The sequence below is a fragment of the Neisseriaceae bacterium CLB008 genome, from assembly GCA_041228285.1.
GTDB lineage: Bacteria > Pseudomonadota > Gammaproteobacteria > Burkholderiales > Neisseriaceae > JAGNPU01.
The window spans coordinates 184,149-210,466 of the sequence record CP166133.1 but is presented as its reverse complement, the minus strand read 5'-3'; the positions used below and the strand labels follow the sequence as shown (position 1 = coordinate 210,466).

The following is a 26,318-nucleotide window of genomic DNA, read 5'->3' as shown; positions in this document are numbered from 1 at the left end:
GCCAGCGTCGTTAAATCATTATTTCCAAAAGAAATATCAGGAGACTCATGTGAATCAAAAGAACACCGACTCGTCGTTATCGGCGAGTGAAATCGAGGCCATCGACCGCAATTTCTTAGGCCATCCTAAGCCGTTACGGTCGCTTTTTTTTACCGAAATGTGGGAGCGTTTTTCCTATTACGGCATTCGCCCACTGCTGATTTTGTTTATGGCGGCCACCCTCTACGATGGCGGCTTGGGCTTTAGCAAAGAAGTGTCGTCACAAATTGTGGGGATTTTCGGCGGCGCGATTTACCTATCCGCCGTACCGGGTGGTTGGCTGGCCGACAACTGGCTAGGCCAAAAAAAGGCCGTGTGGTACGGCTCCGTCATCGTGGCCCTAGGCCACTTAGCCATTGCCCTGGCCTATTTCTTTAACGCCGCCGCCTTTTTTGTCGGCCTGGCCTTAATCGTGGTCGGCTCTGGCCTCTTTAAAACCTGTATTTCAGTTTTAGTAGGCGGCCTGTATCAAGAGGGCGATGGCCGTCGCGACGGCGGCTTCTCCATCTTCTACATGGGCATCAACCTTGGCTCGCTGCTGGCGCCTTTCGCCACCGGCTTATTGACTCAAAAATACGGCTGGCACCTAGGCTTTGGCATCGGCGGCATCGGCATGTTGATCGCCTTAATCATCTTCCGCTTCAGCGCCATCGGTAATCTACGTGAATTTGCCGACGCCAAGAACATCAAGGCCGACTGGGAAGCCCCCGTTCGCCCGCGTAAAAACGTCGGCCGCTGGGTCTTCGGCATTTGCATTGCAGCCATCGTCCTCATCGTCCTCATGGTGCAAGGCGTGATTGTGCTCAACCCGGGCGCCATCGCCACCTCCATGACCTACATTATTTGTAGCTTTGTGGGCATGTATTTTATTTACCTATTTGCCTTCTGTGGCCTGAACAAGCTGGAACGCGCCAAATTAATCGTGTGTTTGATCTTATTGATTGCCGCCGCCTTCTTCTGGTCAGCCTTCGAGCAGCAGCCCACCTCGTTTAATCTGTTTGCCCTAGACTACACCGATCGCCACGTCTTTGGCTGGGAAATCCCTACGGTTTGGTTCCAATCGGCCAACCCCTTATTCATCTTATTGTTTGCGCCGTTCTTTGGCTTTTTGTGGCCTTATTTGGCCAAACGCAATATTGAGCCAAGCAGCCTGTTTAAGTTTGCCATGGGCCTTTTATTTGCCTGTGCGGGCTTTGGCATCATGGTGTTTGCCGCCAAATCCGTGCTCAGCGGCAACGGCAGTCTGGTGTCGCCCCTATGGCTGATCGTCAGCTACTTATTCTTGACCTTGGGCGAGCTGTGCCTGAGCCCAGTTGGTCTTAGCACCATGACCAAATTAGCCCCCACCATGATGCGTGGCCAGATCATGGGCCTGTGGTATACCGCATCAGCCCTAGGTAACTTATTCGCCGGCCTAGTCGGTGGCAACGTGTCGGCAGAACGTCTAGACTCGCTGCCCACCCTCTTTGCCCAATGCGCATTGGCCTTATTCATTGGCGCCATTGTGCTGATCATCCTGATCAAACCCGTCCAAGCGATGCTGGCTAACCAAGCCAAGCACGCTGCTTAATGATTGGAGCGAAACATGCAACAAAATATGGACACCATTCCTGAACGTTTGGCCGCCTTACGTGCCGCCATGGCAAAAAACCACCTCGATGCTTGGCTCGCGCCCTCGGCCGACCCACATTTATCAGAATACCTCCCGGCCTATTGGCAAAGCCGCCAATGGCTATCGGGTTTCAGCGGCTCTGTGGGCACCCTGGTCGTGACCGCTACCGACGCTGGCCTCTGGGCCGACAGCCGCTACTGGGCGCAGGCCGAAGAACAGCTGGCCGGCAGCGGCATTCGCCTACAAAAACTGGGCGCGCCTAATCAGCCCGACCACGTCACTTGGTTGGCTACCGAACTGGCACCAGGCGCCCGCATCGGCGTTGATGGCCACGTGCTCGCACGCACAGAAGCCCAGCGCCTACAGCAAGCCTGTGCCGCCAAAAACATCAGCCTGCATCCAGAGCATGACTTATTAAACGACGTGTGGCCGAACCGCCCCAGCCTGCCCACGGAACCGATTTATCCACACGCGGCTCAATTTGTGTCCCAAACCAGCCGCGATAAATTGGCGTGGCTACGCAGCCAAATCAGCGCTGCCCACGCCTCAGGCCATTTGGTTTCGTCGCTAGACGACATCGCCTGGCTCACCAATTTGCGCGGCAGCGATGTGTCCTACAACCCTGTGTTCTTGGCCCATCTTTGGGTTGAAGCCAGCGAGGCCACCTTATTCGTTGCCCCCGGCAAGCTCAATGCCGACGCCGAACAGGCTTTAAATGAAGCCGGCATCAGCGTGGCTGACTACGCCGAGGTCGGCACTTATCTAGCCAGCCGCGACCCAGCCAGCGCCGTGTTGATCGACCCCAGCAAAGTGGCCATCAATACGCTGCAAAGCCTACCGAGTACGGCAACGCTGATTGAGGCGATCAATCCCAGCACCTATGCCAAATCCAAAAAAAGCGCCGCTGACATTGGCCACATTCGCACCGCCATGGCCGAAGACGGCGCGGCCTTGTGCCACTTTTTTGCTTGGCTAGAAGCCGCCTTAGACGCGGGCGACACCGTTACCGAATGCGACATCGACGAGGCTTTAATCAAAGCCCGTTCGGCGCGCCCACTCTATGTTTCGCCCAGCTTTGCCACCATCGCGGGCTTTAACGCTCACGGTGCCCTACCTCATTACCGCGCCACGCCCGAAAGCGATGTCGCCATCAAAGGCGATGGCCTGCTCTTGATCGACTCTGGCGGCCAATACCAAAACGGCACCACCGACATCACCCGCATGGTGCCGATCGGTACACCCAGCGCCGCCCAAATGCGCGACTGTGCACTGGTGCTGAAGGCCCACATCGCCTTAGCCCAAGCCGCCTTCCCTGAAGGCATCATGTCGCCGCTACTGGACGCCATTGCCCGTGCGCCGCTGTGGGCGGCTCAACGCGACTATGGCCACGGTACAGGCCACGGCGTTGGCTATTTCGTCAACGTCCATGAAGGCCCGCAAGTCTTGTCTTACCATGCGCCTTGCCATCCTAAAACGGCCATGCGCGCCGGCATGATCACCTCGATCGAGCCTGGTTTGTATCGCCCAGAACGCTGGGGCATTCGGATTGAGAACTTGGTCGCCAACGTGGTGGTGGCCCAGCCTGAAGAAACCGAATTCGGTGACTACCTCGAATTTGAAACCCTGACGCTGTGCCCCATCGACGTGCGCTGCATTGATTTAAGCCTCCTAACCAGCAGCGAACGCGCATGGCTCAACGACTACCACGCTCAGGCACGCGGCACCCTACAGCCCATGCTTGAAGGTGCGGCCTTGGCCTGGTTGCTCAAGCGCACCGAAGCCATTTAAGCCTTAGGCTAAACGTTCAAAAGCCCTGCACCGTCCACGGTACAGGGCTTTTTTTCGGCAGCTGGTCTGCGGCTGACTAAGCCAGCTTCAACGCCAGCTCGGCCAAACGCTGACCTTGAACGAACGCAATGGTCAACTCATGAGCGCTGAGCTGGGCGGTATTGGCGGCACCAGAAACGTGGGAAGCACCATAAGGGCCACCGCCGGTGGTGGTTTCGGCGAGGGCCGTTTCGCTAAAGGGCACGCCCATCAACACCATGCCGTGATGCAACAAGGGCACCATCATGGTCAGCAAGGTGCTCTCTTGGCCACCGTGCTGGGTATTGGTCGAGGTGAACACGCAAGCGGGCTTGCCCACCAGTGCGCCGCTTAACCAAAGGCCACTGGTGCCGTCTAAGAAATACTTCATGGAGGCGGCCATATTGCCAAATCGGGTAGGGCTACCCAAAGCTAAGCCGGCGCAAGTTTGTACGTCTTCTAAGGTCACATAGGGCGCACCGCTGTCAGGGATGTCAGACGCCACGGCTTCACACACGGTGGACACTTTGGGTACGGTGCGCAACACTGCTTCGCAACCCGCCACACTTTCAACCCCTTTGGCGATTTGGCGCGCCAGATTCTGCGTGCTACCATGTTGACTGTAAAACAAAATTAAAATTTTCATTGAGCCCTTCTTTCAGCATGTCATGTATGAATCATATGTTCGATGGCTGTTTTCAGTTAAAATAAGCAAACACTATGGGACCGCCTATGCAACTAAAAATCAAGCACCTGTCTATTTGGCAGGCAAAGCCAGTGGCTTTTTTCTTCTTTTTATTACGCCGTATTGGCGACGCACAGCTTAATCAGGTCGCAGCAAGCTTAACATTTACCACCTTGCTGGCGCTAGTGCCGTTTATCACCATCACTTTTATTGTGATCTCGGCGTTTCCAGTGTTTTCAGACATTTCCAGCCAGTTCCAAAACATGATTACCTCTACGCTGATGCCCTCCAGCAGCGAAGTGATCAGTACCTATATGAACGACTTCATCGGCAAGGCCGGCAACCTCACCGCCATCGGCATCGTGGCGCTGGGCATTTCTGCGGTGTTATTGATCAATACCGTTGAGCGTACCTTTAATCAAATCTGGCAGGCCAAGCAAGAGCGCCCCTTAGTCTGGCGCGTGCTGATTTATTGGACCATTCTGACCCTAGGCCCCTTGTTAATCGGCGGTGGCCTCAGCGTGTGGTCGTGGCTGTTCCGCTTCACCAACTTTCCACTACTCTATCCTAGCCTCGCCGCCGTCATCCGCATTTCTGGCTCGATTTTCTTGGCCACCTTGATTTTATGGGCCATCTTCCGCTTTGTGCCCTACCGCTACGTACCCAGCCGCCATGCGCTGATTGGTGCCCTTTTTACTGCCGTTGCTTTGGAGATCACCCGCCGCGGCTTTGGCTTTTACGTGGCCAACTTCAACAGCTACCAGATCATCTACGGCGCCTTTGCCGCTATTCCGGTCTTTTTGCTGTGGATTTTGTGTTTGTGGTATGTGCTGCTGTCAGGCGCAGTACTCACCGCGTCTTTATCGTATTGGCGCGGTGAAACCTTCCGACGCCGCGGTCGGCGTCGCGGTCGCTTCGATGACATCATTAAGGTGTTAATCCACCTGTACGACGCACAGCAAACCGGCACCGCCCTCAAAACCCAAGATTTTCGCGATGAGGTCGCCATGGGCTACGACGAATTGGGTGATTTATTGGTTCGTCTGGGCAAAATGGGCATCATTCAAGACGGTGCCGACGGCTGGGTACTCAAGATTGCCCCCGAGCACATTATTTTGGCCGACATTTTCGAATCGTTTGTCTACTGCATCAGCGACGACGATCACGACCTTTGGCTGCAAAGCCTGCACGACTTAATGGCGCCTGGGCTCAACACCTTGAAGCTATCGCTGGCTGAATTTGTGCAGCAAACCCAGGCCAAGCTGGCTTAAACCCAACGGCCACAAAAAAACCCTGCGCCAAGCGCAGGGTTTTTTACGTGACCATCAAACTAATTATAGTTTGCTGGCTTCAGCAGCTAGGTAAGAAGCCACGCCTTCAGCGTTAGGTTTCATGCCTTTGTCGCCTTTGTTCCAGCCGGCTGGGCAAACTTCACCGTGCTCTTCAGTAAACTGAAGGGCGTCAACCATGCGCAACATTTCGTCAACGTTACGGCCCAAAGGACCATTGTTAACTACTTGGTGCTGTACCACACCGTCTTTGTCGATCAAGAACGAACCGCGGAACGCAATCGCGTCGTCGCTTTGTACGTCGTAGGCTTTAACCAATTCTTGGTGTAAGTCGGCAACCATAGAGAAGCCAACAGGGCCAATGCCGCCGTCATTCACGGCAGTGTTGCGCCAAGCAGCGTGAGTGAAGTGGCTGTCGATAGACACAGAAATCACTTCAACATTGCGTTTTTTGAACTCTTCCAAACGGTGATCAAAAGCGATGATCTCAGAAGGGCACACAAAGGTGAAGTCTAGTGGGTAGAAGAACACCACGGCATATTTGCCAGAGGTTTCTTTTTTGAAGTTAAAATCACCAACAACGGCACCGTCGCCTTTTACAGCGTTAAATGTTTTGTCAGAATCGTGAAAGAAAGGGGCGTGTTTACCAACTAATACGGCCATTATAAACCTCCTAAAATAGAATATTAAAAGACTCTTCGTCGAGTCTTTCTGGCGAATCAAACTCAAGAAACTATTTATATGTCAAAGCAGCCGCAGTGTCCAATTAAATCTAAAGATTGCGGCCATAAGATTAAACAATACCCTAAGGCTGAGGCGGTGAGCCGGCTTCGTCTTCGACCTCATTTTCAGCCGCCTCTTGCGCACGCGCCTGAGCCGACTCAGCATGCCGCCGGGCACGACGACGCAGGCGCAACCACAGCCGATAGCGCAGCTTAACGTCATGCCAAATCGGCCGAATGCCCAATATCATCAACACAAACGCCACCGGCAAGGTGAACTGAAACCCAAGGCCATGAAAGCCATAGGCCCCCACGACGCCACCCAAGAAAAAGCTCAGCAGCAGGCCACTGAACAATAAAATCTTGGATCGATCCGGGTTGATATTAAGCTCTTTGGCCCGCGGATCACGCTGACGATACAGCGCTTTAGACAGCTCAATGCCGATGTCGGTGGCAAAACCTGTCATGTGGGTGCTGCGCAGCACGCCGTTAGACAAAACCGTCATCACCGTATTGTGCATGCCCATGATGAAACACAAAATCATGATGGTCGGCGGAGTAAAAAACGACACGCTAAACCGCGACAGCGCCGCCCCCAACAGGCCAAACACCAGCAAGTAACAGGCCTCAATCCAGATGGGCAGGCCATAGCTGGCGCGAAAGCGGTTGCGCTTACCCCAAATGATCAACCAGTTGGCGTGCATGGCGCCGCCGATGAAGCACAGCAAAAAGATAAAGGAGCTGAGCGCCAGGCGCATTTCACCGATGACCAGCATGTCGGCCATGCGCGCGATTTCGCCCGACATATGTGAGGTGTAACGCGCCACCGCAAAAAAACCGCCAGAGTTAATCGCGCCGGCTAAAAAAGCCATCACATAGCCCAACATTCGAAAGCCCCGAAAAGATGCGCTAGCGGTTTGGGCATAAGGCAGCCGGCTATGCCACATGGTCGGGTCATAGCTATAGGGTCGAAAATTCTTAATCCGAGCTCGGCGTTTGCGTTCTTTGCGGTTCACGTTACGGGTTCATCCTCACCACAGCGGTTAATTTAAAATCTTGCCCACCAGCTCCGTCACATCTTTAGACAAGGTTGGCACCGCCATGATGGCGTTTAATTGTTCACGCATCAAGCGTTGGCGATCCGCCGTCAGCTTATTCATCACGTTAAAGGCCTGGACCAAACGCGCCGCCACCTGTGGGTTAAAGGCATCAACTTCCATGACTTTTTGTGCCACAAAAGCGTAGCCCGAACCGTCAGCCGCGTGAAAATGCTTCATATTACGGGCAAAGCTGCCCAAGAGCGCACGTGCCTTATTCGGGTTTTCCAAGCTAAACTGTGGATGACTTAAAGCCGCCTCAACATGGCTCAGCGTGCCTTCGCCCAAAGAGCTGCCGATCAAGCTGAAGTATTTATCCATCACCAGAGCATCATCCTTAAAGCGCGCCACGAATTGATCCAAAAGCTTAAAACGCTCTGGGTATTCACTGTCGTTCACCGCCCGCAATAGACCCATTTGGTGGGTCATGTTTTTCACCAAACGTTCAGCGTGGCCAGCGAAATACTTCACCGCTTCTTCATTAGCGGCCACCATCATGCTGCGGCAAACGTCTAATAAGCGGCGGGCGCTGGCCAGCTCTGGATGGTAGGCGTAAGGATTGGGCTGGTCACTATTGGCCTCGATGGCCTTCACCCAGCCACGTAGCTCGGTAAACTCCTGCACACAGGCTTGGGCTATGGCTTTTTGCAAGGCTTGCTTCGCGCTCACCAAGGCCACAGGATCAACGTCGACATAGGCCTCAAGCAGCTCATTCTCATTCGGCAAGGTCAACAGCAAGGCCTTATAAGCACAGTCCAAATCGGTTTGGGCTAAGATAATCTTGATATTGGCAATCAATTCGGCGTGTGCCGGCAAGACTGCCCCCGAGCGCAGCGCGGCATAATGGGCGCCAATCGCTTGGCGATAGCTGGTTTGCGCTGCCTCCCAGCGAGCGAACGTGTCGCTGTCGTGGGCCATCAATAAAGCCAGATCGGCCGCACTGTAGTCATAGCTTAACTGTACCGGCGCACTAAACCCGCGTAAAAGCGACGGCACCGGCAACTCAGCCACATCGTGTAGCACAAAGCTTTGTTCTGCCTCGGTCAACACCAGCACGGCCTCTGCCACTGCCGTCGCCTCATCCCCAATATTAAAGCTCAGAGCTTGGCCATCTTGGCCCAAAAGGCCCATGCGCACAGGAATCATCATCGGTTGTTTATCGGTTTGGCCAGGCGTATCGGGGATGTTTTGCTGCATGCGCAAGGTTACGCGCTTTTGTGCGGCATCGTAGTCCATCTGAACCGATACTCGAGGCGTGCCGGCTTGCGCATACCACAGCGCAAACTGACTAAAGTCGCGGCCGTTGGCGTCGGCCATAGCAGCTAAAAAGTCATCGCAGGTGACGGCTTCACCATCGTGGCGTTCAAAATACAGCTTCATGCCTTTTTGAAAGCCTTCCTCACCCAGCAAAGTATGCAGCATGCGCACCACTTCACCGCCTTTTTCGTACACCGTCATGGTGTAGAAGTTGTTCATTTCTACATACGACTCAGGCCGAATCGGATGCGCGGTTGGGCCCGCGTCTTCAGGAAACTGAAGGGCACGCAACACATTGACGTTTTCGATGCGGCGCACGGCACGGCTGGCGCGGTCAGCGGCAAACTCTTGCTCACGGAACACCGTCAAGCCTTCTTTAAGCGACAGCTGGAACCAGTCGCGACAGGTGACGCGGTTACCGGTGTAATTATGGAAATACTCATGCCCAATCACGCTTTCGATGCCGTCGAAATCACTGTCGGTCGCGGTTTCGGGCGTGGCCAAGACGTATTTGGTGTTAAAAACGTTGAGGCCTTTGTTTTCCATGGCGCCCATATTGAAGTCGCCCACGGCAACCACCATGTAAATGTCTAAATCGTATTCCAGGCCGAAGCGGGTTTCGTCCCAACGCATGGCGTTCTTCAACGACTCGATCGCAAACGCGGTTTTACTGGCGTCGGCGCTGTCGGTGTAAAATTCAATGGCTACTTTTTTGCCCGACTTAGTGATGAATTCATCGGCGGTTAGGGTGAGATTACCCGCCACCAGAGCAAATAAATAGCTAGGCTTACGGTAAGGGTCGCGCCATTTTACCCAATGGCGTTTTTTATCCGCCAGACCTGAGCCAATCTTATTACCGTTGGACAGCAGCACCGGATATTTTTGCTTGTCTGCCACAATGGTGGTGGTGAATTTACTCATCACGTCAGGGCGGTCAAAATAATAGGTGATCTTACGAAAGCCTTCAGGCTCACACTGGGTGTAGAGATTATGATTAGACTGATACAGGCCCATCAAGCTTTTATTGGTCTGCGGCAAGACCTTGGTCACCACTTCCAGCACAAACGTGTCGGCAGGGACGTTTAATAGGGTCAGCGTCTCGCCCGACACCTCGTAGTCGGCAGCGCCTTGTACGGCGCCATCCACGCACAGCATCACCAAGTCAGCCGTTCCATGCAAGACGCAGCGTGTGGCAGCAGGCGTCACGCAGGGCGTTAAAACCATGCGGTTGCGCACTTCGGTGTGGTCGTCATGCACGTCAAAATGTAAATCAATTTGGTTTACGACAAACTCTGGTGCTTGATAATCTTTTAAATACTGTACTTGGGTGGTTGTGCTCATGGCCCATCCTTTACTTGGTGTCGGTTTATTGGTCTTAACTGATGGCTGATGCTTCTAGCGGCAACCCTTAATCAGGGAAGGTTAAATCGGTAATCACTTCCACATCAGCATGATGCCAAAGCTTGGTGATCGGCCATTCAGGATTCACATCGCCCTGCAGCAAATGCGTCATGGCGGCGCGTTTACGCTCGCCAAAGGCCACCAAAATGATCTTTTTGGCCGATAAAATAGACTGAATGCCCATGGTCAGCGCGCGCGTGGGCACGGCCACATCTGGAGCAAAAAAACGTTGGTTTACGGCCAAGGTCGAAGCCGTTAATTCGGCCACGTGGGTCAGCGACTCAAACGGCGTGCCTGGCTCATTAAAGGCAATATGGCCGTTTTCGCCCACGCCCAATAGCTGTAAGTCTAAGCCTGCGTCTTGCAACAAGGCTTCATAGCGCGTGCATTCAGCCTCTAGATCAGCCGCCATGCCGTTGGGCAAATGATTGCTTTTGAAACCCACGGCATCAAATAGCTCGGTGCGCATAAAGTGGGCGTAACTATGAACATCATCCGCCGCCAAGCCTACGTATTCATCCAGATTAAAGCTGGTCACGCCTGAGAAATCGCCGCCACTGGCCCTTAGGCGTTCGTAAATGGGCAACATCGTCCCGCCGGTGGCCAAACCAATGGTGCGTAAGGTCTGATTGCGTAAGCCTTGTTGAATTGTATTAACGACGTCTACTGCGCCCGCCGCCGGTGTGGCCACGGTTTTGATTTTGATGTTACTGCCCACTGATCACCTGTTTTCTTTTGCTCAGGCCGCCTTGCGGCCCATTACCTAGTTAACTCACGCCCGTTCACGCAGCCATTGGCCACAGTCTTGGGCGACCATTTGTAAATAGGCGGTGTTTTTCGCCGCCGCCAGCGCCGTCACCGTCGTCTGCTGCAGCACGCCGGCGCGGAAGAAATGCATATTGACCTCATCGCCCACGCGTAAATTGGCCCATTGACGGGCAAAGTCGGTGGCTTGAAAGCCGTTGATGGCAATGATTCTATCATGTACCGACAGTCCTGCGCTTTGCGCTGAGCCGCCATCGTACACCTGTGTCAGGGTAATGCCCTCATTATTTTGCACATATTTAGCCCCGAAAACGATTGCCGCCTGCGCCACCGGCAGCTGCGCCACATAGCCGCCGCGCTCCTGTTCCGCCGTGGCGTGCCAGGTCAACGACACCGAATGTTGGGCCAGTAGTTCAGATAGGGGCAAATCATCGGTACCGTAGAGCGCACGCGCAAAATAGTCAGATAAATCCAATCCTGTAACCTTCATCGCCATTTTTTGCCAATCGGCCTCGCTGATGCCGCGGCCATTGGCCTCATAGTCCGCATAGAGGGCGCGCATGACGTCATCTAAGGCATATTGATTTTGGCTACGCAGTCGAATCAACAAATCCAGGCCCAGAGCCATCAAGGCGCCCTTTTGATAATAGCTGACAATGGCGTTGGGGCTGTTTTCATTTTGCTTATAATATTTATGCCAAGCGCTCAAGCTAGACTCAGCTAAGGTCTGTTTGGTTCGGCCCGAGCCGCGCTCAACTCGAGTCAGGTTTTTCGCCACCAAGTCTAAATAAGCCGTCTCAGTGATCACTCCTGAGCGCAGTAAAAATAGGTCGTCGTAATATGATGTAATGCCCTCAAACGCCCACAATTGCTCGGTATACACCTCTTGGGTTAAGTCGTAGGGATCAAACGCGGCAGGCTTAATCGACTTAACATTCCAGGCATGAAAATATTCATGACTAAATAGGCCTAAGAGCAGCACATAATCATCGCTTAGCCCCTTCTGAGCGCGGCTAGGCAAACACAGTCTATCGGCCAGCAGCGCGGTTGAATCGGTGTGCTCTAGGCCGCCATAAATGTCTTGGCCCACGTGTAATAAAAACACATAGCGTTCAAACGGCGTGCGGCCCTTAAAAAAGCGAATCTGGCTGGCGCAAATTTTGGCCACATCATTCACCAAACGCGCCAAATCACCCTGATGTGCACCGCTCAGAACAATCTCATGGGCGATGCCTTCGGCCTCAAACGGCAGCCGCGTCAGCACGCCCATCTCCACCGGACAGTCGATCAGATGGGCATAGTCACGCGCCGAAAAGACATGTTCTTTACCCTCAAGCGCCGGCAGTGCCGTGGCCACCTGCCAGCCTTGCTCACGCAGGTTCTCCGGCAGGCTGATGCTGAGTCGACAGGGCTGAGCTTCTTGCCCTACCCAGCTTAAGAACAACGCCGCACCGTCAAAAAAGCCCCGCTGCTGATCTAAAAATGCGCCGCGCACCGACACGTCAAAGGCATACACTTGATACGTCACGGTGACCGCCTCAGCCTTAGGCGCCTTTAAACGCCAAGTATGCTTGTCGATCGATGTCAGCGGCAGCGGCGCACCGCCCTGCTCAGCCACCATCGTCACGATGTGTCGTGAGAAATCTCGGATCATATAGCTGCCCGGCACCCAGGCCGGCATACGCAACGTCAACTCACCCGCCGCAGCCAGCGGCACCACCATGGACACCTCGTAAAGATGAGCCTCGGTACTCAAAAAACGCACGCCATAATCAACCATCACACCCTCCGTTCGCAGCACAAGTCTGCCTTTTCCTGTTAAAACCTTCATTTATCTAATGTTTACCGACCTCAACTTTAGTGCGATTGACATTCATCAACGCAACAAAGTGACTATTTTACTACCCTAGGCCAAACGGGTCGGTCGACGATACAACGCTTGGCCCGCCATTAATCTGTTAGAATACTGGGAAAAACTAGTCTGACTAGCTAATTTGATTTAAAATGACTGACAAGTTGTGCGTGGACAAACCGTCACAACGCACCACATATTTCCAGAAGTATATACCATAGCTGGTTTGTGCCCGCTATGGTGAAGCCTTTGGAACGATTTACTTACTACTACCATTTGTTAAACTCGGAGATCCACACATGGAAACGCAAACCACTTATAACTACAAAGTCGTAAGGCAATTTGCCATTATGACCGTAGTTTGGGGCATTGTCGGCATGTTGGTTGGGGTAATCATTGCAGCGCAGCTATTTTGGCCTGCTCTTGACCTCTCTAACGTCGGCCCATGGTTCCACTTTGGTCGTTTACGCCCATTGCATACCAACGCTGTAATTTTCGCCTTTGGCGGTTGTGGCCTGTTCGCCACTTCTTATTACGTCGTGCAACGTACGTGTAACGTGCGCCTAATCAGCGACAAACTAGCCGCATTTACCTTCTGGGGTTGGCAAGCAGTCATCGTGGCTGCCGTCATTACCCTACCTATGGGCTACACCCAAGGTAAAGAGTATGCAGAATTAGAATGGCCAATCGACATTTTAATTGCTGTGGTTTGGGTGGTTTACGCCATCGTGTTCTTTGGCACCATCGCCAAACGTAAAATCAAGCACATCTACGTAGCCAACTGGTTCTACGGTGCCTACATTTTAGCGGTTGCCTTGCTGCACATCGTGAACAACTTGGGTCTTCCTGCAGGTGGCATGAAGTCTTACCACGTTTACTCTGGCGCCGTTGATGCCATGGTTCAGTGGTGGTACGGCCATAACGCCGTGGGCTTCTTCTTGACCGCAGCCTTCTTGGGTATGATGTACTACTTCGTACCTAAACAAGCTGGTCGTCCAGTTTACTCTTACCGTTTGTCAGTGGTTCACTTCTGGGCCCTGATCTTTACCTATATGTGGGCTGGTCCTCACCACCTACACTACACCGCCTTACCTGACTGGACTCAGTCTATCGGCATGGTCTTCTCTTTGATCCTATTCGCACCAAGCTGGGGCGGTATGATTAACGGCATCATGACCTTGTCTGGCGCTTGGCATAAGCTACGTACCGATCCGGTGTTAAAATTCTTGGTGGTGTCATTGTCTTTCTACGGTATGTCTACCTTCGAAGGCCCAATGATGTCGATCAAAACCGTCAACGCCTTGAGCCACTACACCGACTGGACCATTGGTCACGTTCACTCTGGTGCCTTAGGCTGGGTTGGCTTCATCACCATCGGTTCGATCTACTACTTGCTACCACGTCTATTTGGCCGCGACAGCATGCACAGCACCAAATTGATTGAAGCGCACTTCTGGATCGCCACCATCGGGATTGTTTTATACATCTCTTCTATGTGGATTTCTGGCGTGATGCAAGGCCTAATGTGGCGCTCGCTAAACATCGATGGCACGCTTGCCTACTCGTTTGTAGAGTCAGTTAAAGCCAGCATGCCGTTCTACGTGATTCGCTTTGTGGGTGGCCTAATGTACCTAATCGGTATGATTATCATGGCATACAACACTTACCGTACCGTTATTGGCGGCAAACCTTACGATGCGAAAATCCCTGCCGTATCACAAACTCAACATTAATAGGTAGGCGACAAAATGAAGCTACAAAAACTCGCGGAAGAAAACGTTGTTGTTTTGATTATCTTTACGTTTTTGGTGATCAGCATTGGCTTGTTCATTGAAGTGATCCCACAAATGTTCTCCAAAACCGCAACTGAACCTGCTCCAGGCGTAAAGCCTTACACGGCGATTCAGGTCGCTGGTCGTGACATCTATGTGCGTGAAGGTTGCTACAACTGTCACTCACAAATGATTCGTCCGTTTAGAGCCGAAACCGAACGTTACGGCCACTACTCTGTTGGCGGTGAGTCTGTATACGATCACCCATTCCAATGGGGTTCTAAACGTACTGGTCCTGACCTAGCCCGTGTAGGCGGCCGTTACTCTGACGAATGGCACCGCATTCACTTGCTTAACCCTCGTGACGTGGTTCCTGAATCAAATATGCCTGCATTCCCATGGTTGGCTAAAGCGGCGGTTGACGGCGACGACGTGACCAGCCACATGAAAACATTGCGCACTTTGGGTACCCCTTACACCGACGAAGAAATCGCTCAAGCGAAGGCTGACGTGGAAGGCTACTCTGAACTAGATGCGTTGATCGCTTACTTGCAAGGCCTTGGCCTCGCATTGAAAAACGTAAGGTAACCTTTATGGCTGACGTAAACACTGGACGCATTCTGTACACATTGATGTGCTTGGGTATTTTCCTCATCGTGTTATTTGTGGTGTATGGCCGCAAATCCAAGAAGCGCTACGACCAAGTAAGCCAAGCGTTGATTGACGATGATGATCTACCCCATGAAGACGGCCTTAAGAACACGTCTACCACTACTGATCGCAATGATGGAGTAAAATAATAATGAATGCAGATTTCACAAACGACTTTTGGCATTACTACGTAATCGTCATTGTTGTACTGAGCTTTATCGGCTTGATCTGGCTTTTGTTCTCACAGAACAAAGTGACGGTCAAAAAAGGCGAAGAAGTCAAAACAACTGGGCATGAATGGGACGGGATTGCAGAATACAACAACCCCCTACCCCGCTGGTGGTTCTGGCTCTTCATCATCACCATGATTTTCGGCGCCGTATACTTGGTGCTTTATCCTGGTATGGGTAACTACAAAGGCACTTTAAACTGGACCAGTACCAACCAGTTAGAGGCTGAAGTAGCCGCCGCTGAAAAAGAGTTCCAACCTTTATACGACAAGTTTGCCAAAATGAGCGTAGCCGAAGTAGCCGCCGACCCTCAAGCACGTACCATTGGTCAAAACTTGTTCAACACTTACTGTATCCAATGTCACGGCTCTGACGCCAAAGGTCAACGTGGGTTCCCGAACCTAACCGACCACGACTGGCTATGGGGTGGCGAACCTGACCAAATCAAGGAAACCATCGCCAACGGCCGTTTGGGCGTGATGGCACCTTGGGGCGCTGTATTGGGTGAAGAAAAAGTTAAAGACGCTGCTCACTACGTGATGTCTCTATCTGGCAAAGCCCACGACGAAAACCGCGCCAAACGTGGTCAAGTCGTGTTCACTAGCCCACCAGCTAGCTGCACCACCTGTCACGGCACCGACGGTAAAGGCATTCAAGGCCTAGGCCCGAACCTAACCGACGACATCTGGCTATGGGGCGGTACCGAGAAGAGCATCATCGAAACCATTACCAATGGTCGCACCAGCCAAATGCCGGCTTGGAGCAACTTCTTGGACGAAAGCAAACTGCACATTATGACTGCCTATGTATGGGGTTTCTCAAACAACCCTAAAACTGAAGCAGCCGCTAAATAAGGCGCATACGCTGACCCAAACTGCCCTCGTTTCAGAGGGCAGTTTTTTTATGGGCGCTTAATGTGTCTTTTCAGCCCCTCCTCCCACCAAAAAACAACAATCTCCTCCAAGCCTCAAGACAAAATCTGCGCCAACCGGGGCCAAATCTGACATTGGCAACAATATCGCAAAAGCGCCCTTTTTTTTGGCCACTCACACTCAATCTGCGCGGTAAAAGATAGAAAAAAGGGCTGACGCCCTCACTACACCATAAAGCCATTATGGTCTTCGCCTATTTTGACGACAATTCATCCGTTTTAGTCATTCCTGTTGGAACTAAAACGGTTTAAAGCACCACAACAGATGCAGTTAGGCGTAAACTTTGTTAAAATTGTAGTGTTAGTTACACCCAAAAACATCATATAACAAAAAACATCCGGTAATTATTTCGGTTTTTACTGGAACTAGGAAAGTAAACCACAAGGATTCGACATGTCAAAACAGCAACAACCTGACGAACAGGTTATTGAGCTTTATCAGTCGGCAAAACGGATACACCCCAAACGGGCCAAAGGGCGCTTCGCCAATTGGCGCATTATTGCCATCATCGTCACCCAAATATTCTTCTACGTGGTGCCTTGGCTAAACTGGAATGGCCGCCAAGCCATGCTTTGGCACATTGCCGAGCGTAAGTTTTACATCTTCGGCATCGTTTTGTGGCCGCAAGACTTCATCTTCTTGGCCGGCCTGCTTATGATCTGTGCCTTCGGCCTCTTCTGGTGGACCACCATCGCTGGCCGACTCTGGTGTGGTTATGCTTGCCCTCAAACCGTCTACACCGAAATCATGACCTGGATTGACCACTTCTTTGAAGGCGACCGCAACAAGCGCCTCAAGCTAGACAAAGAACCTTGGGGCTTCCACAAAATTCGCATTAAAGCACCTAAATACCTGGTGATTTTCCTGGTGTGTTTCTGGACCGGCTTTACCTTCCTTGGCTGGTTCACCCCGATTCGTGAAGCGCTGAGCGACCTCATCAGCTTCAACTTGGTCGGCGGCGAATGGTTTACCCTTGCTTTTTATGGCTTCATGACCTATTTATTTGGCCACATGATGCGCGAGCAAGTGTGTAAATACATGTGTCCATACGCCCGTTTCCAAAGCGCCATGTTTGACCGCGACACTTTAGTGATTTCCTACGACGAAGCCCGCGGCGAACCGCGCGGTAAGAAAAAACAGGCCGAAGGCGCAGCTTCCCCTAAAGGCGATTGCATCGACTGTACTTTATGCGTTCAGGTTTGTCCGGTTGGCATTGACATCCGAGAAGGCTTACAATACGAATGTATTGGTTGCGCGGCCTGTATTGATGCCTGTGATGAAGTCATGGACAAAATTGAATTGCCACGCGGCCTGATTCGCTACACCACCGAAGCCGCACTAGAAAAAGAATACCCAGAGTCACAGATTGTGAAACGCCTATGGCGTCCGCGCGTGTCTGGCTATGGCGCCATTCTATTCGGGATCATGATTGCTTTAGTTGTGGGCCTATTCATGCGCCCAACGGTGCGCGTTGACATCATCAAAGACCGTGGCGTCATGGTGCGTGAAAACAAACAAGGCTGGTTGGAAAACGCCTATATGCTGCACATCATCAACACTAAGGACACTCCTCAGTATCTGGTGGCAGAAGTAGAAGGCTTCCCCGACATCGCCATTACAGGCCTGCCTGAACCCTTGCTGCTGCCTGCGGGTCAAACCATCGAGAAATCGGTACAAGTGGCCACCATTCCTGAATATGCAGGTAAAGGTAGCCACCCGATCAAGTTCCATTTCCGGGTATATGGTGCCGCAGACGCAACGCCAGACAGCAAGCCTTTAGAAACCTTAACTGAGAAGTCTAACTTCATCGGAGAGTAAACCCCATGAAAACCACCTTGTTACCCATGAGCTCGAAACCTTGGTACAAAGAACCTTGGCCTTACTACTTAGCCATAGGACCCGTCATTGTTCTGATCGCAGGCTTTATCACCTATTACATTGCCGCCACCACGGCCGACTCATTGGTTACCGATGACTATTACAAAGAAGGCAAAAACATCAACCTTCAATTGGAACGTGATCAATTGGCCTTAGCCAACAAGGTGGACGCCACCGTGATGTTTAGCCCAGACGGCACCACGGCACGCATCTTCATGAACGGCACGTTTGACTCAACCGACGAGTTATCCTTACATTTGATGCACCCTACTTTGCAAGAATACGATCAGGTGATTAAACTGACGCCTAACGCCGTCAATAAAAATCTATACGAAGCTGAACTAAAAGCGTTACCAGCCTCTAAAACGTGGTATGTTCGTATTGATGACGCCGATTCTGAATGGCGCATCCAAGGCAAATGGCTCACCTCTCAAGGGTCAACGGTTGAGCTCTCACCCTTGCTTGCTAAAGTACAAGAAAACACAAAACAGCAACCTTAAGCTTTTTTACGCCAGTTAAAGCAGTGATCCCTATTTTATATTGCGCTGAAATCCGTATAATAGGGGTCACTTTTGTTATTTGACGATTTGCGCAGCGCCAAATAACCACCATGGCGAATTAACTACAACGGAGTTCCAAACCAAATGGATGAATTAATCAAAGAAGCCGCTCTCAACTTCCATGAGTTCCCAAATCCAGGCAAGATCCAAGTGGCCCCAACCAAGCCATTGGCTACTCAATATGATTTATCGCTAGCCTACTCTCCAGGCGTGGCCGCACCCTGCTTGGCCATTCAAGAAGACCCGCTAAACTCTTACAAATACACTGCTCGTGGCAACTTAGTGGCGGTGATTTCTAACGGCACCGCTGTTTTAGGCCTAGGCAACATCGGCGCCTTAGCCAGTAAGCCAGTGATGGAAGGCAAAGGCGTATTGTTCAAAAAATTCGCCGGCATTGACGTATTTGACATCGAAATCAACGAAACCGACCCAGATAAACTGGTCGACATCATTGCTTCTTTAGAGCCTACTTTTGGCGGCATCAACTTGGAAGACTTCAAGGCCCCTGAGTGTTTCTATATTGAGAAGAAACTGCGCGAACGTGCCAATATTCCGGTATTCCACGACGACCAACACGGCACCGCCATTATTGCCGCTGCCGCCGTTATGAACGGCCTGCGCGTGGTCGACAAGAAAATCGACCAAGTTAAATTAGTGTGTTCAGGCGCTGGCGCTGCCGCCATCGCTTGTCTAGACCTATTGGTTGCCTTGGGCATGAACCGCGCCAACATCACCGTATGCGACTCTAAAGGCGTGATTTACGAAAACCGTGACGACCGCATGGACGAAAGCAAAAAACGCTACGCCATCGCCGACAACGGCAAACGTAACCTAGCCGACAGCGTAGTTGATTGTGACATTTTCCTAGGCTTATCTGGCGCCAACCTATTGAAGCCAGAAATGCTGTTGACCATGGCCGCCAACCCATTGGTGTTTGCCCTAGCCAACCCAGAGCCAGAAATTTGGCCACCATTGGCACTAGAAACCCGCCCTGACGTGATCATCGGCACTGGCCGCTCTGACTTCCCGAACCAGGTCAACAACGTATTGTGCTTCCCCTTCATCTTCCGTGGTGCCCTAGACGTTGGCGCCACCACCATTAACGAAGAAATGAAGCTGGCCTGCGTGAAAGCCATTGCCGACCTAGCCTTGGCGGAACAAAACGACGAAGTAGCAGACGCCTACGGCAACGAAACGGCTGAATTCGGTCCTAAATACCTGATTCCAAAACCATTCGACCCACGCCTAATCGTGCAAATCGCACCGGCCGTGGCACAAGCCGCTATGGATTCAGGCGTGGCCACTCGCCCGATTGAAGACATGGACGCCTACGTTGAGCGCCTATCACAATTCGTGTACAAATCTAAATTGTTCATGAAACCGGTGATGTCACAAGCCAAAAAAGACCTAAAACGCATCGTGATGTGTGAGGGTGAAGACGAACGCGTGCTGCACGCCACCCAACAAATCGTGTTGCAAGGCATTGCTTATCCTGTTTTGATTGGTCGCCCAAGCGTCATCGAAAAACGCATCCAAAAATTAGGCCTACGCCTAACCGCCGGCGTGGATTTCGAACTGGTGAACAACCAAGACGATCCTCGCTACCGCGACTATTGGGAAGATTACTACGAAATCAGCAAGCGCAACGGCGTCTCTCCTGAGATGGCCCGTCGTAAGTTGATCGGCAATACCTCGTTGATCGGCGCCATCATGGTTCGTCGCGGCGACGCCGACGGCATGATCTGCGGCACGTTTGGCACCTACCAACAGCACTTCAGCATCGTTGAAGAAGTATTGGGCTACGACAACCCTGAAAAAACAGCGGCTGCCATGAATGCCTTGATCTTGCCTAGCGGCAACATCTTCATCGCCGACACCTACGTGAACGAACAGCCAACCGCACAACAGTTGGCCTCGATCACTCGCATGGCCTCAGAAACCATGAATCGCTTTGGCGTGACGCCGAAGGTGGCTTTGTTGTCGAACTCAAACTTCGGCTCTATCCAAAACGACACCTCTCGTCGCATGCAAGATGCTTTAGGCCTGATCCAAGCGGCTCAGCCTGAATTGGAAATCGACGGTGAAATGCAAGGTGATGCTGCCTTGATCGAAACCTTCCGCACTCAAGTATTGCCCGATACCACGCTTAAAGGCGCCGCCAACCTATTGGTGATGCCTAACGTAGAAGCCGCCAACATCAGCTACAACCTGTTGCGTGTTTCTGCCGCTGACGGCGTGACCATCGGCCCAATCTTGATGGGGATGAACAAACCGGTTCACATCTTGACGCCTATTTCTTCTGTTCGTCGCATCATCAACATGGTGGCCTTGGCCGCTGTGGAAGCACAACGTGAAGTAGACGCTAAGTAATCACGATTCGCGTAAAAGCCCACCTTTTGGTGGGCTTTTTTTGTGGGTGATTAAACCATGGTTTATCATATCGTTCGCTATTCTTTTTTTACGACTAAAACGTAACCCCTTAAGCGTAGGGTGGGTCGTGACCCACGCGGGTTTTCAATGTGGGCAGAAGGACACGTTAAGAACGGTGGGCACGCTGCGCTTTGCACCACCCTACACAATAGCGCCCCAAGCCACCACGCTAAAGTTGGCAACCGCCCACAAAGCACGTTATGATGATCTTTATTTAAAATACCAAGGAAAACCATGTCTTGCCCCCTGTGCCAGCCAGAAAATGAGCAGGTTCTGCTTCAAAATGACGACGTGCGCATCATTGCCGTCACCGACGACGCTCACGCCCCTGGCTTTTGCCGCGTCATCTGGCAAGCCCACCAAAAAGAAATGACCGACCTCACCCCTGCCGAACGACACACGCTCATGCACTGGGTTTGGGCCACCGAGCAAGCCATGCGGACCATTTTAAATCCCGATAAAATTAACCTCGCCAGCTTTGGCAATATGGTGCCTCATTTACACTGGCACGTCATCGCCCGCTTTGCCGACGATGCCTGCTTCCCCGACGCCATCTGGGCGCCTGCCAAACGCAGCAACGCCGTTCACTTACCCAGCGACTGGCCAAACCAAATGCGCCTGGCCCTGTCTGAGCTTGATCAGCCCCATTAACCCTACAGAAAGCAGCCTTGCCCATGATGACTTTTAACTCCCCACGCCGTCAGTTTTTAAAAGTGTCGTCTGCCATCGCCGGCGCCGGCATCTTACAAGCCTGTACCAGCCCCCAGCAGCCAAGCGTTAAGCCCACGTCGCCGGGCAAGCACCCACGGCCTCGACCTAATGTGGCCGGCGCCTCTATGCGCCTGATTGCCCCCTCAGGCTTCATGACCACCGAAGCGCAATCGCAGCGCGCCCTGACCCTATTGACTCAGGCAGGCTTTAACCTAAGCAATCAAAGCAGCCTGTATCGCCGCTACCAACGCTTTGCGGGTACAGATGCCCAACGCATTGCTGACCTGCAAGACATTGCCTCTGGCCGCGTAAAAGCGCCTGACTGCCTCATGGCGGCGCGTGGCGGCTATGGTGCCATTCGCCTCCTGCCCCACATCGACTTTGCCAAACTGGCCGATAAGCTGCGCGAACAAGATACCTTATTCATTGGCTACAGCGACGTGACCGCCCTACAGGTGGCCTTATTTGCCAAAGGCCAGTACATGAGCTTCGCCGGCCCCATGGCCTACAGCGATTTCGGCTCCAGCAACCTCAGCATACCAGCGATGGAAGGCTTCATCACCGGCACCACCGAAGCCAGCTTCACCATTGACGTACCGCGCATTCAGGCCCAAAGCGTACGCACAGAAGGCATTCTTTGGGGCGGCAACCTCAGCGTTTTGGCCTCTCTTGCCGGCACCGAATACATGCCCAATGTACCGGGCGGCATTTTATTTTTAGAAGACACCAGCGAACAGCCTTACCGTATTGAGCGCATGCTGCAAACCTTACACCTGTCGGGTGCCTTAAAGAACCAAAGCGCCATTATTTTAGGCGATTTCAATATGGGTAAAATCGTCGACACCTACGACAGCAGCTACACCCTCAGCACCGTCGCCGAATACATCAGCAAGCTCACCAAAACGCCTGTACTCACCGGTTTCCCCTTTGGCCACGTGCGCAATAAAGCCACCTTCCCCTTAGGCGCCCGCGTTCAAGTTCGCGACTTTGGTAGCGGCTACCAAGTGGTATTCAATGACAAAAACATGCCCAGACTAGACGCTAAGGCTTTGAATTTAGCCGCACTCTTACCCCCTCCACCGGAGGTCAATGTCTTGGAGATGTTTGGTGGTGAAAATGGCTTAATGTCAGAGGATGGGCTATAATTTAAGTCCTGCCTTGCTTCGCCGGGTATTTTTTAGTCATTGTATGAGTATCGCCCAACCATTTTTAAATAATCTCAAGAAACACCCTTCGTTACCTTTTATTACCCTCATTTTAAGTATTTGCGTGGTCAGCCTGAACACCGGGCTGACCATTCCCTATACGACGTTTAAGCTCAAATATCTGGGCGCCACTGACTTCATCATTGGTCTCATGGCCGCTACGCCTGCTCTTGGCATTGTCATCATGGCCTTTTTTGCCAACGCCATCGCCAAACGCTTCAGCATTAAATCCTTATTCGTGGCCAGCACCGCTTTGTTAACCCTAAGCATTCTGCCCTTGGCCTACGTTGATCACTTCACCCTCATTTTCCTACTGCGCCTCACCGCCGGCATTGCCAGCAGCCTATTGATTATTTTGGGAGAAACCTGCGTCAACGACCTCGCCGGCGACCACGATCGCGGACGAATTGTGGCCATTTACACCACATTTTTTACCATCTGCCAAATTCTCGGCCCCTTTATCTTATCCATGCTCGGCGCTCAAGGTGGCGCCGCTCTATGGCTGTTATTTGCGTTTCACCTCATTGGCCTCGCCATCACCATGTGGGCGCCGCTGGATTTTGCCTTTCATGAGAAGCAAAAGCACAGCAAGTCTTTGTTTTATTTTGTGCGCACCGTGCCCGTGATCATCCTGGCCATTTTCTTATTCGCCTTCTTTGACGCTGCGGTGCTGTCCATCATGCCGCTGTACAGCATCGAGCATGGCTATAGCGAACGGCTGGCGGTGCTGATTGTCAGCATGATCTTCATCGGTGATGCCTGCTTCCAGATTCCCTTTGGCTGGCTCAGCGACGCCTATGGCCGCGTGCGCATCCACGTATTGTGCGCCGTCGGCACCCTGCTCTTAACGATCATGATTCCGTTTTTAATGCCTTATCCTATTTTCCTCTGGCCCACCCTCTTCCTTTGGGGCGGCTTTGCTGGCTCGATTTACACGCTGGGCTTGGTGCGCGTAGGCGATTATTTCACTGGCCCCAACCTCGTGGCCGCCAACGCCTGTCTCGGCCTCGTATGGGGCCTTGGCGGCCTCGTAGCGCCGATGATGAGCATGGGCTTAATGCATTATCTCGGCAGCAATGGTTTAATCATCGGCATTGCGCTGATGACGGTGCTGTTCCTGCTGTCGTTTGGCAAGAAGGTCAAACTCGAGGCCTAAATGCCATAACGCAAACAGCCGCAGCCTATCAATGGCTGCGGCTGTTTCTTTAAAGCCCTAGCGTTTATGCTGAACCCTGACGCCGCAGTAAGGGCACGAAGGCCAAGGTCAATACCGCCAAGACTGCCGCCACTGGCGCCACCATGGTCAAACCATAAGTCTGAATCACCCAGCCGCCCAACAGGGCACCCAGCCCCGTACCGGCATTCGCCGCCGCCACATTGAGCGTCCCCGCCAAGGCTTGAGCGCCGCGTGCGGCCTGCATCACGCGCACCTGACACACGGGAAACAGCGCCGTATAGGCAATGCCCCATAAAGCCAGCCCCACCACCAGACCCAAACCCTGTTCCATCCACCACGAGGTCAACAACATGGCCAAACCCAATAGCAGGCTAAAGCCAGCCGTTGCTGCCAAAGGCTGCCGACTCACCCAACGACCACCTAAGCCATTGCCGATCAAACCCACTGCCCCAAAGCCCATCAACCACCAGCCCACTTGATTCGCTGGCACTTCAGCCAAGCGTTCTAAAATATCGGCCAAATAGGTATAGGCCGTAAACATGGCGGTGAACACCCAAACCGACGTCAACACCTGCCAGCCAAACTCAGCCTGCCATAGCTGAGCGATCTGCCCACGCAGCGACTGCCGCAGCGGCATGTTTACCCGTGGCATCCAGCCGTATAAAGCCATTGCCATCAGGAACGACAAGCCTGACAACAGCCAAAAGGCGCTGCGCCAGCCCCAGGCGCTGGCCCACAGCGTACCGAGAGGAATCCCCAGCAAAAGCGCCGCCGAAATACCCAAATACACCCGCGCCACCGCTCGCCCCGATTGCTCAGGGCCCACCATTTGTGCCGCAGTTTCGCTAGCGGTGCCCCAGAACACGGGTAATAGCAGCGCCGGCACAAACCGCGCCAACGCCAGTACCCAGAGCTCATTGGCCACTGCTGCCAAGGCATTGGCGCCGGCGAACACCAGCAAAATAAACACAAACAGGCGGCGGCGCTCAATATGTGCCAAGAGCGCCGTCAGCACTGGCCCAAACAGCATCACCGTAAAGGCAAACAGCGTCACCAGCCAGCCCATGACGTCAATAGACACTTTAAAGTCCCGTGCCAAAGCCGGCAATAACCCCACGATTAAATACTCTGTAGTCACGATCACAAACGCCGCCACCGCCAAGACGGCGATGGCCAAACCCGATTTTTTAACCTGAACCATCTCTATTCCCTCGATCACCTTCATCAAGGGCATCAGCTTATTCTAGATATATAGAGTTGTCTTAGATCATTATTCCCACTATTATGGAAATTATTTCCACAATAAGGCACATCATGCCGTCAACAGAACGTCTCAAAGGCATCAGTGCCTTTGTCACCAGCGCCGACTCAGGCAGTTTCACCGCCGCGGCAGAGCGACTACACCTCACCAATTCCGCCGTCAGTAAACAAGTAGCCCGCTTAGAAGCCCGTTTAGACACCCGCTTATTTGAGCGCACCACGCGCAGCCTGAGCCTCACCGATGCCGGCGCGGCTTTTTACGCTACCTGCATTCAGGTTTTGGCCGACTTAGACGAGGCCGAAGCCACCCTACAGGCTCAGCAAAGAGCGCCCATCGGCAAACTACACCTCAACCTACCGGCCAGCTTTGGCCACCGTAAAGTCTTACCTGTCTTGCTGCCCTATTTAGCCGACCACCCACGCCTACAGCCTCACATCTCATTCACCGATCGCTTCATCGATTTAATTGAAGAAGGCATCGACATTGCCATACGCCTTGGCCTACCCAACGCTGAACCGTCTGAGCGTTTAGGCCAACGCTATTTAGGCACGGAAGAATTGATTTTTTGTGCCGCCCCCACCTATTTGGCCCAATACGGCGTGCCCCTGTGCCCAGCAGGCTTAAGCCAACACCGAGCCATTCTCTACGGCAAGGCAGACGGTAGCACGCAAGCCTGGCGACTGCCCCAGCCCACGCCCAAAATGACCCACACCCTCATCATCGGCAGCGGTGATGGTCTGGTGCAAGCCACCGTTGCCGGCATGGGCATCGCCCAGCTGGCCAGCTGGCTGATTGAGGACGAGCTGGCCTCAGGCAGCCTCGTGCCGCTCCTGCCCCAGCTCAATACACCCGGCCTACCCATACACCTGCTGTGGCCTCGTAAACGGCAGCTACTGCCCAAAGTCACCGCTGTTTTAGATCTGCTAACCACAGCGCTACTCGTCCAGCCCGATCAGCGCCCATAACAAAGCCCCCTACCGCCAGTA

Annotated in this window: 20 protein-coding genes and 1 pseudogene; 14 read left to right on the top strand and 7 right to left on the bottom strand. The window is 52.8% G+C overall.

Going from position 1 to position 26,318, the window contains the following annotated elements; translation table 11 throughout:
- The first annotated feature begins 49 nt into the window (after nucleotides 1–49).
- Nucleotides 50–1,609, top strand: a complete 1,560-nt coding sequence (locus AB8Q18_00905; GenBank protein ID XDZ51640.1) for a peptide MFS transporter — start codon at nucleotides 50–52, stop codon at nucleotides 1,607–1,609.
- A gap of 27 nt (nucleotides 1,610–1,636) precedes the next feature.
- Nucleotides 1,637–3,439: a M24 family metallopeptidase gene (locus AB8Q18_00900; protein ID XDZ52881.1), complete on the top strand. Its 1,803-nt coding sequence runs from the start codon at nucleotides 1,637–1,639 to the stop codon at nucleotides 3,437–3,439.
- Nucleotides 3,440–3,515: 76 nt separating this feature from the next.
- On the opposite strand, the gene wrbA is transcribed toward AB8Q18_00900, so the two are convergent.
- On the bottom strand, nucleotides 3,516–4,103 hold the full coding sequence (gene wrbA, locus AB8Q18_00895; protein XDZ51639.1) for an NAD(P)H:quinone oxidoreductase: 588 nt from the start codon (nucleotides 4,101–4,103) through the stop codon (nucleotides 3,516–3,518).
- A gap of 86 nt (nucleotides 4,104–4,189) precedes the next feature.
- Between wrbA and AB8Q18_00890 the strand changes: the two genes are divergently transcribed.
- Nucleotides 4,190–5,413: a YihY family inner membrane protein gene (locus AB8Q18_00890; GenBank protein ID XDZ51638.1), complete on the top strand. Its 1,224-nt coding sequence runs from the start codon at nucleotides 4,190–4,192 to the stop codon at nucleotides 5,411–5,413.
- Nucleotides 5,414–5,476: 63 nt separating this feature from the next.
- On the opposite strand, the gene AB8Q18_00885 is transcribed toward AB8Q18_00890, so the two are convergent.
- The 5 genes from AB8Q18_00885 to AB8Q18_00865 form a co-directional block, all read right to left on the bottom strand.
- A complete protein-coding gene (locus AB8Q18_00885; protein XDZ51637.1) occupies nucleotides 5,477–6,094 on the bottom strand; it encodes a peroxiredoxin in 618 nt (205 codons plus the stop codon).
- A gap of 142 nt (nucleotides 6,095–6,236) precedes the next feature.
- Nucleotides 6,237–7,100 carry a YoaK family protein gene (locus AB8Q18_00880; GenBank protein XDZ51636.1) on the bottom strand — a complete coding sequence of 288 codons (864 nt, stop codon included), beginning with the start codon at nucleotides 7,098–7,100 and terminating at the stop codon, nucleotides 6,237–6,239.
- Nucleotides 7,101–7,196: 96 nt separating this feature from the next.
- Nucleotides 7,197–9,848 (bottom strand): aminopeptidase N, encoded by a 2,652-nt coding sequence (pepN, locus tag AB8Q18_00875; protein ID XDZ51635.1) that lies wholly within the window; start codon nucleotides 9,846–9,848, stop codon nucleotides 7,197–7,199.
- 67 nt (nucleotides 9,849–9,915) lie between these two features.
- The gene (locus AB8Q18_00870; protein ID XDZ51634.1) at nucleotides 9,916–10,626 is read right to left on the bottom strand and encodes a glucosamine-6-phosphate deaminase; all 711 of its coding nucleotides are present in this window, start codon (nucleotides 10,624–10,626) and stop codon (nucleotides 9,916–9,918) included.
- Nucleotides 10,627–10,680: 54 nt separating this feature from the next.
- Complete coding sequence (locus AB8Q18_00865; GenBank protein XDZ51633.1) at nucleotides 10,681–12,474, bottom strand: M61 family metallopeptidase; 1,794 nt, start codon at nucleotides 12,472–12,474, stop codon at nucleotides 10,681–10,683.
- A gap of 350 nt (nucleotides 12,475–12,824) precedes the next feature.
- Here AB8Q18_00865 and ccoN point away from each other — a divergent pair, with 350 nt between their 5' ends.
- The 10 genes and pseudogenes from ccoN (at nucleotide 12,825) to AB8Q18_00815 (ending at nucleotide 24,050) form a co-directional block, all read left to right on the top strand.
- Complete coding sequence (ccoN, locus tag AB8Q18_00860; protein ID XDZ51632.1) at nucleotides 12,825–14,258, top strand: cytochrome-c oxidase, cbb3-type subunit I; 1,434 nt, start codon at nucleotides 12,825–12,827, stop codon at nucleotides 14,256–14,258.
- A gap of 15 nt (nucleotides 14,259–14,273) precedes the next feature.
- Nucleotides 14,274–14,885, top strand: a complete 612-nt coding sequence (ccoO, locus tag AB8Q18_00855) for a cytochrome-c oxidase, cbb3-type subunit II (protein XDZ51631.1) — start codon at nucleotides 14,274–14,276, stop codon at nucleotides 14,883–14,885.
- A 5-nt stretch (nucleotides 14,886–14,890) separates the two neighbouring features.
- Nucleotides 14,891–15,097 (top strand): cbb3-type cytochrome oxidase subunit 3, encoded by a 207-nt coding sequence (locus AB8Q18_00850; GenBank protein XDZ51630.1) that lies wholly within the window; start codon nucleotides 14,891–14,893, stop codon nucleotides 15,095–15,097.
- Between the two features lie 2 nt (nucleotides 15,098–15,099).
- A pseudogene (gene ccoP, locus AB8Q18_00845) lies at nucleotides 15,100–16,002 on the top strand (cytochrome-c oxidase, cbb3-type subunit III).
- 501 nt (nucleotides 16,003–16,503) lie between these two features.
- Nucleotides 16,504–17,928 carry a cytochrome c oxidase accessory protein CcoG gene (gene ccoG, locus AB8Q18_00840; GenBank protein XDZ51629.1) on the top strand — a complete coding sequence of 475 codons (1,425 nt, stop codon included), beginning with the start codon at nucleotides 16,504–16,506 and terminating at the stop codon, nucleotides 17,926–17,928.
- A 5-nt stretch (nucleotides 17,929–17,933) separates the two neighbouring features.
- Entirely contained in the window at nucleotides 17,934–18,488 is a 555-nt protein-coding gene (locus tag AB8Q18_00835) for a FixH family protein (GenBank protein ID XDZ51628.1), read from the top strand.
- 144 nt (nucleotides 18,489–18,632) lie between these two features.
- Nucleotides 18,633–20,918, top strand: coding sequence for an NADP-dependent malic enzyme (locus AB8Q18_00830; GenBank protein ID XDZ51627.1), 2,286 nt, complete (start codon nucleotides 18,633–18,635; stop codon nucleotides 20,916–20,918).
- Between the two features lie 294 nt (nucleotides 20,919–21,212).
- Nucleotides 21,213–21,629 (top strand): HIT family protein, encoded by a 417-nt coding sequence (locus tag AB8Q18_00825; protein ID XDZ51626.1) that lies wholly within the window; start codon nucleotides 21,213–21,215, stop codon nucleotides 21,627–21,629.
- Between the two features lie 26 nt (nucleotides 21,630–21,655).
- A complete protein-coding gene (locus AB8Q18_00820) occupies nucleotides 21,656–22,834 on the top strand; it encodes an LD-carboxypeptidase (protein ID XDZ52880.1) in 1,179 nt (392 codons plus the stop codon).
- A gap of 43 nt (nucleotides 22,835–22,877) precedes the next feature.
- Complete coding sequence (locus AB8Q18_00815; protein XDZ51625.1) at nucleotides 22,878–24,050, top strand: MFS transporter; 1,173 nt, start codon at nucleotides 22,878–22,880, stop codon at nucleotides 24,048–24,050.
- A gap of 64 nt (nucleotides 24,051–24,114) precedes the next feature.
- On the opposite strand, the gene AB8Q18_00810 is transcribed toward AB8Q18_00815, so the two are convergent.
- On the bottom strand, nucleotides 24,115–25,272 hold the full coding sequence (locus AB8Q18_00810) for an MFS transporter (GenBank protein XDZ51624.1): 1,158 nt from the start codon (nucleotides 25,270–25,272) through the stop codon (nucleotides 24,115–24,117).
- A 113-nt stretch (nucleotides 25,273–25,385) separates the two neighbouring features.
- Between AB8Q18_00810 and AB8Q18_00805 the strand changes: the two genes are divergently transcribed.
- Entirely contained in the window at nucleotides 25,386–26,297 is a 912-nt protein-coding gene (locus AB8Q18_00805; protein XDZ51623.1) for a LysR family transcriptional regulator, read from the top strand.
- The last annotated feature ends 21 nt before the right edge of the window (nucleotides 26,298–26,318 follow it).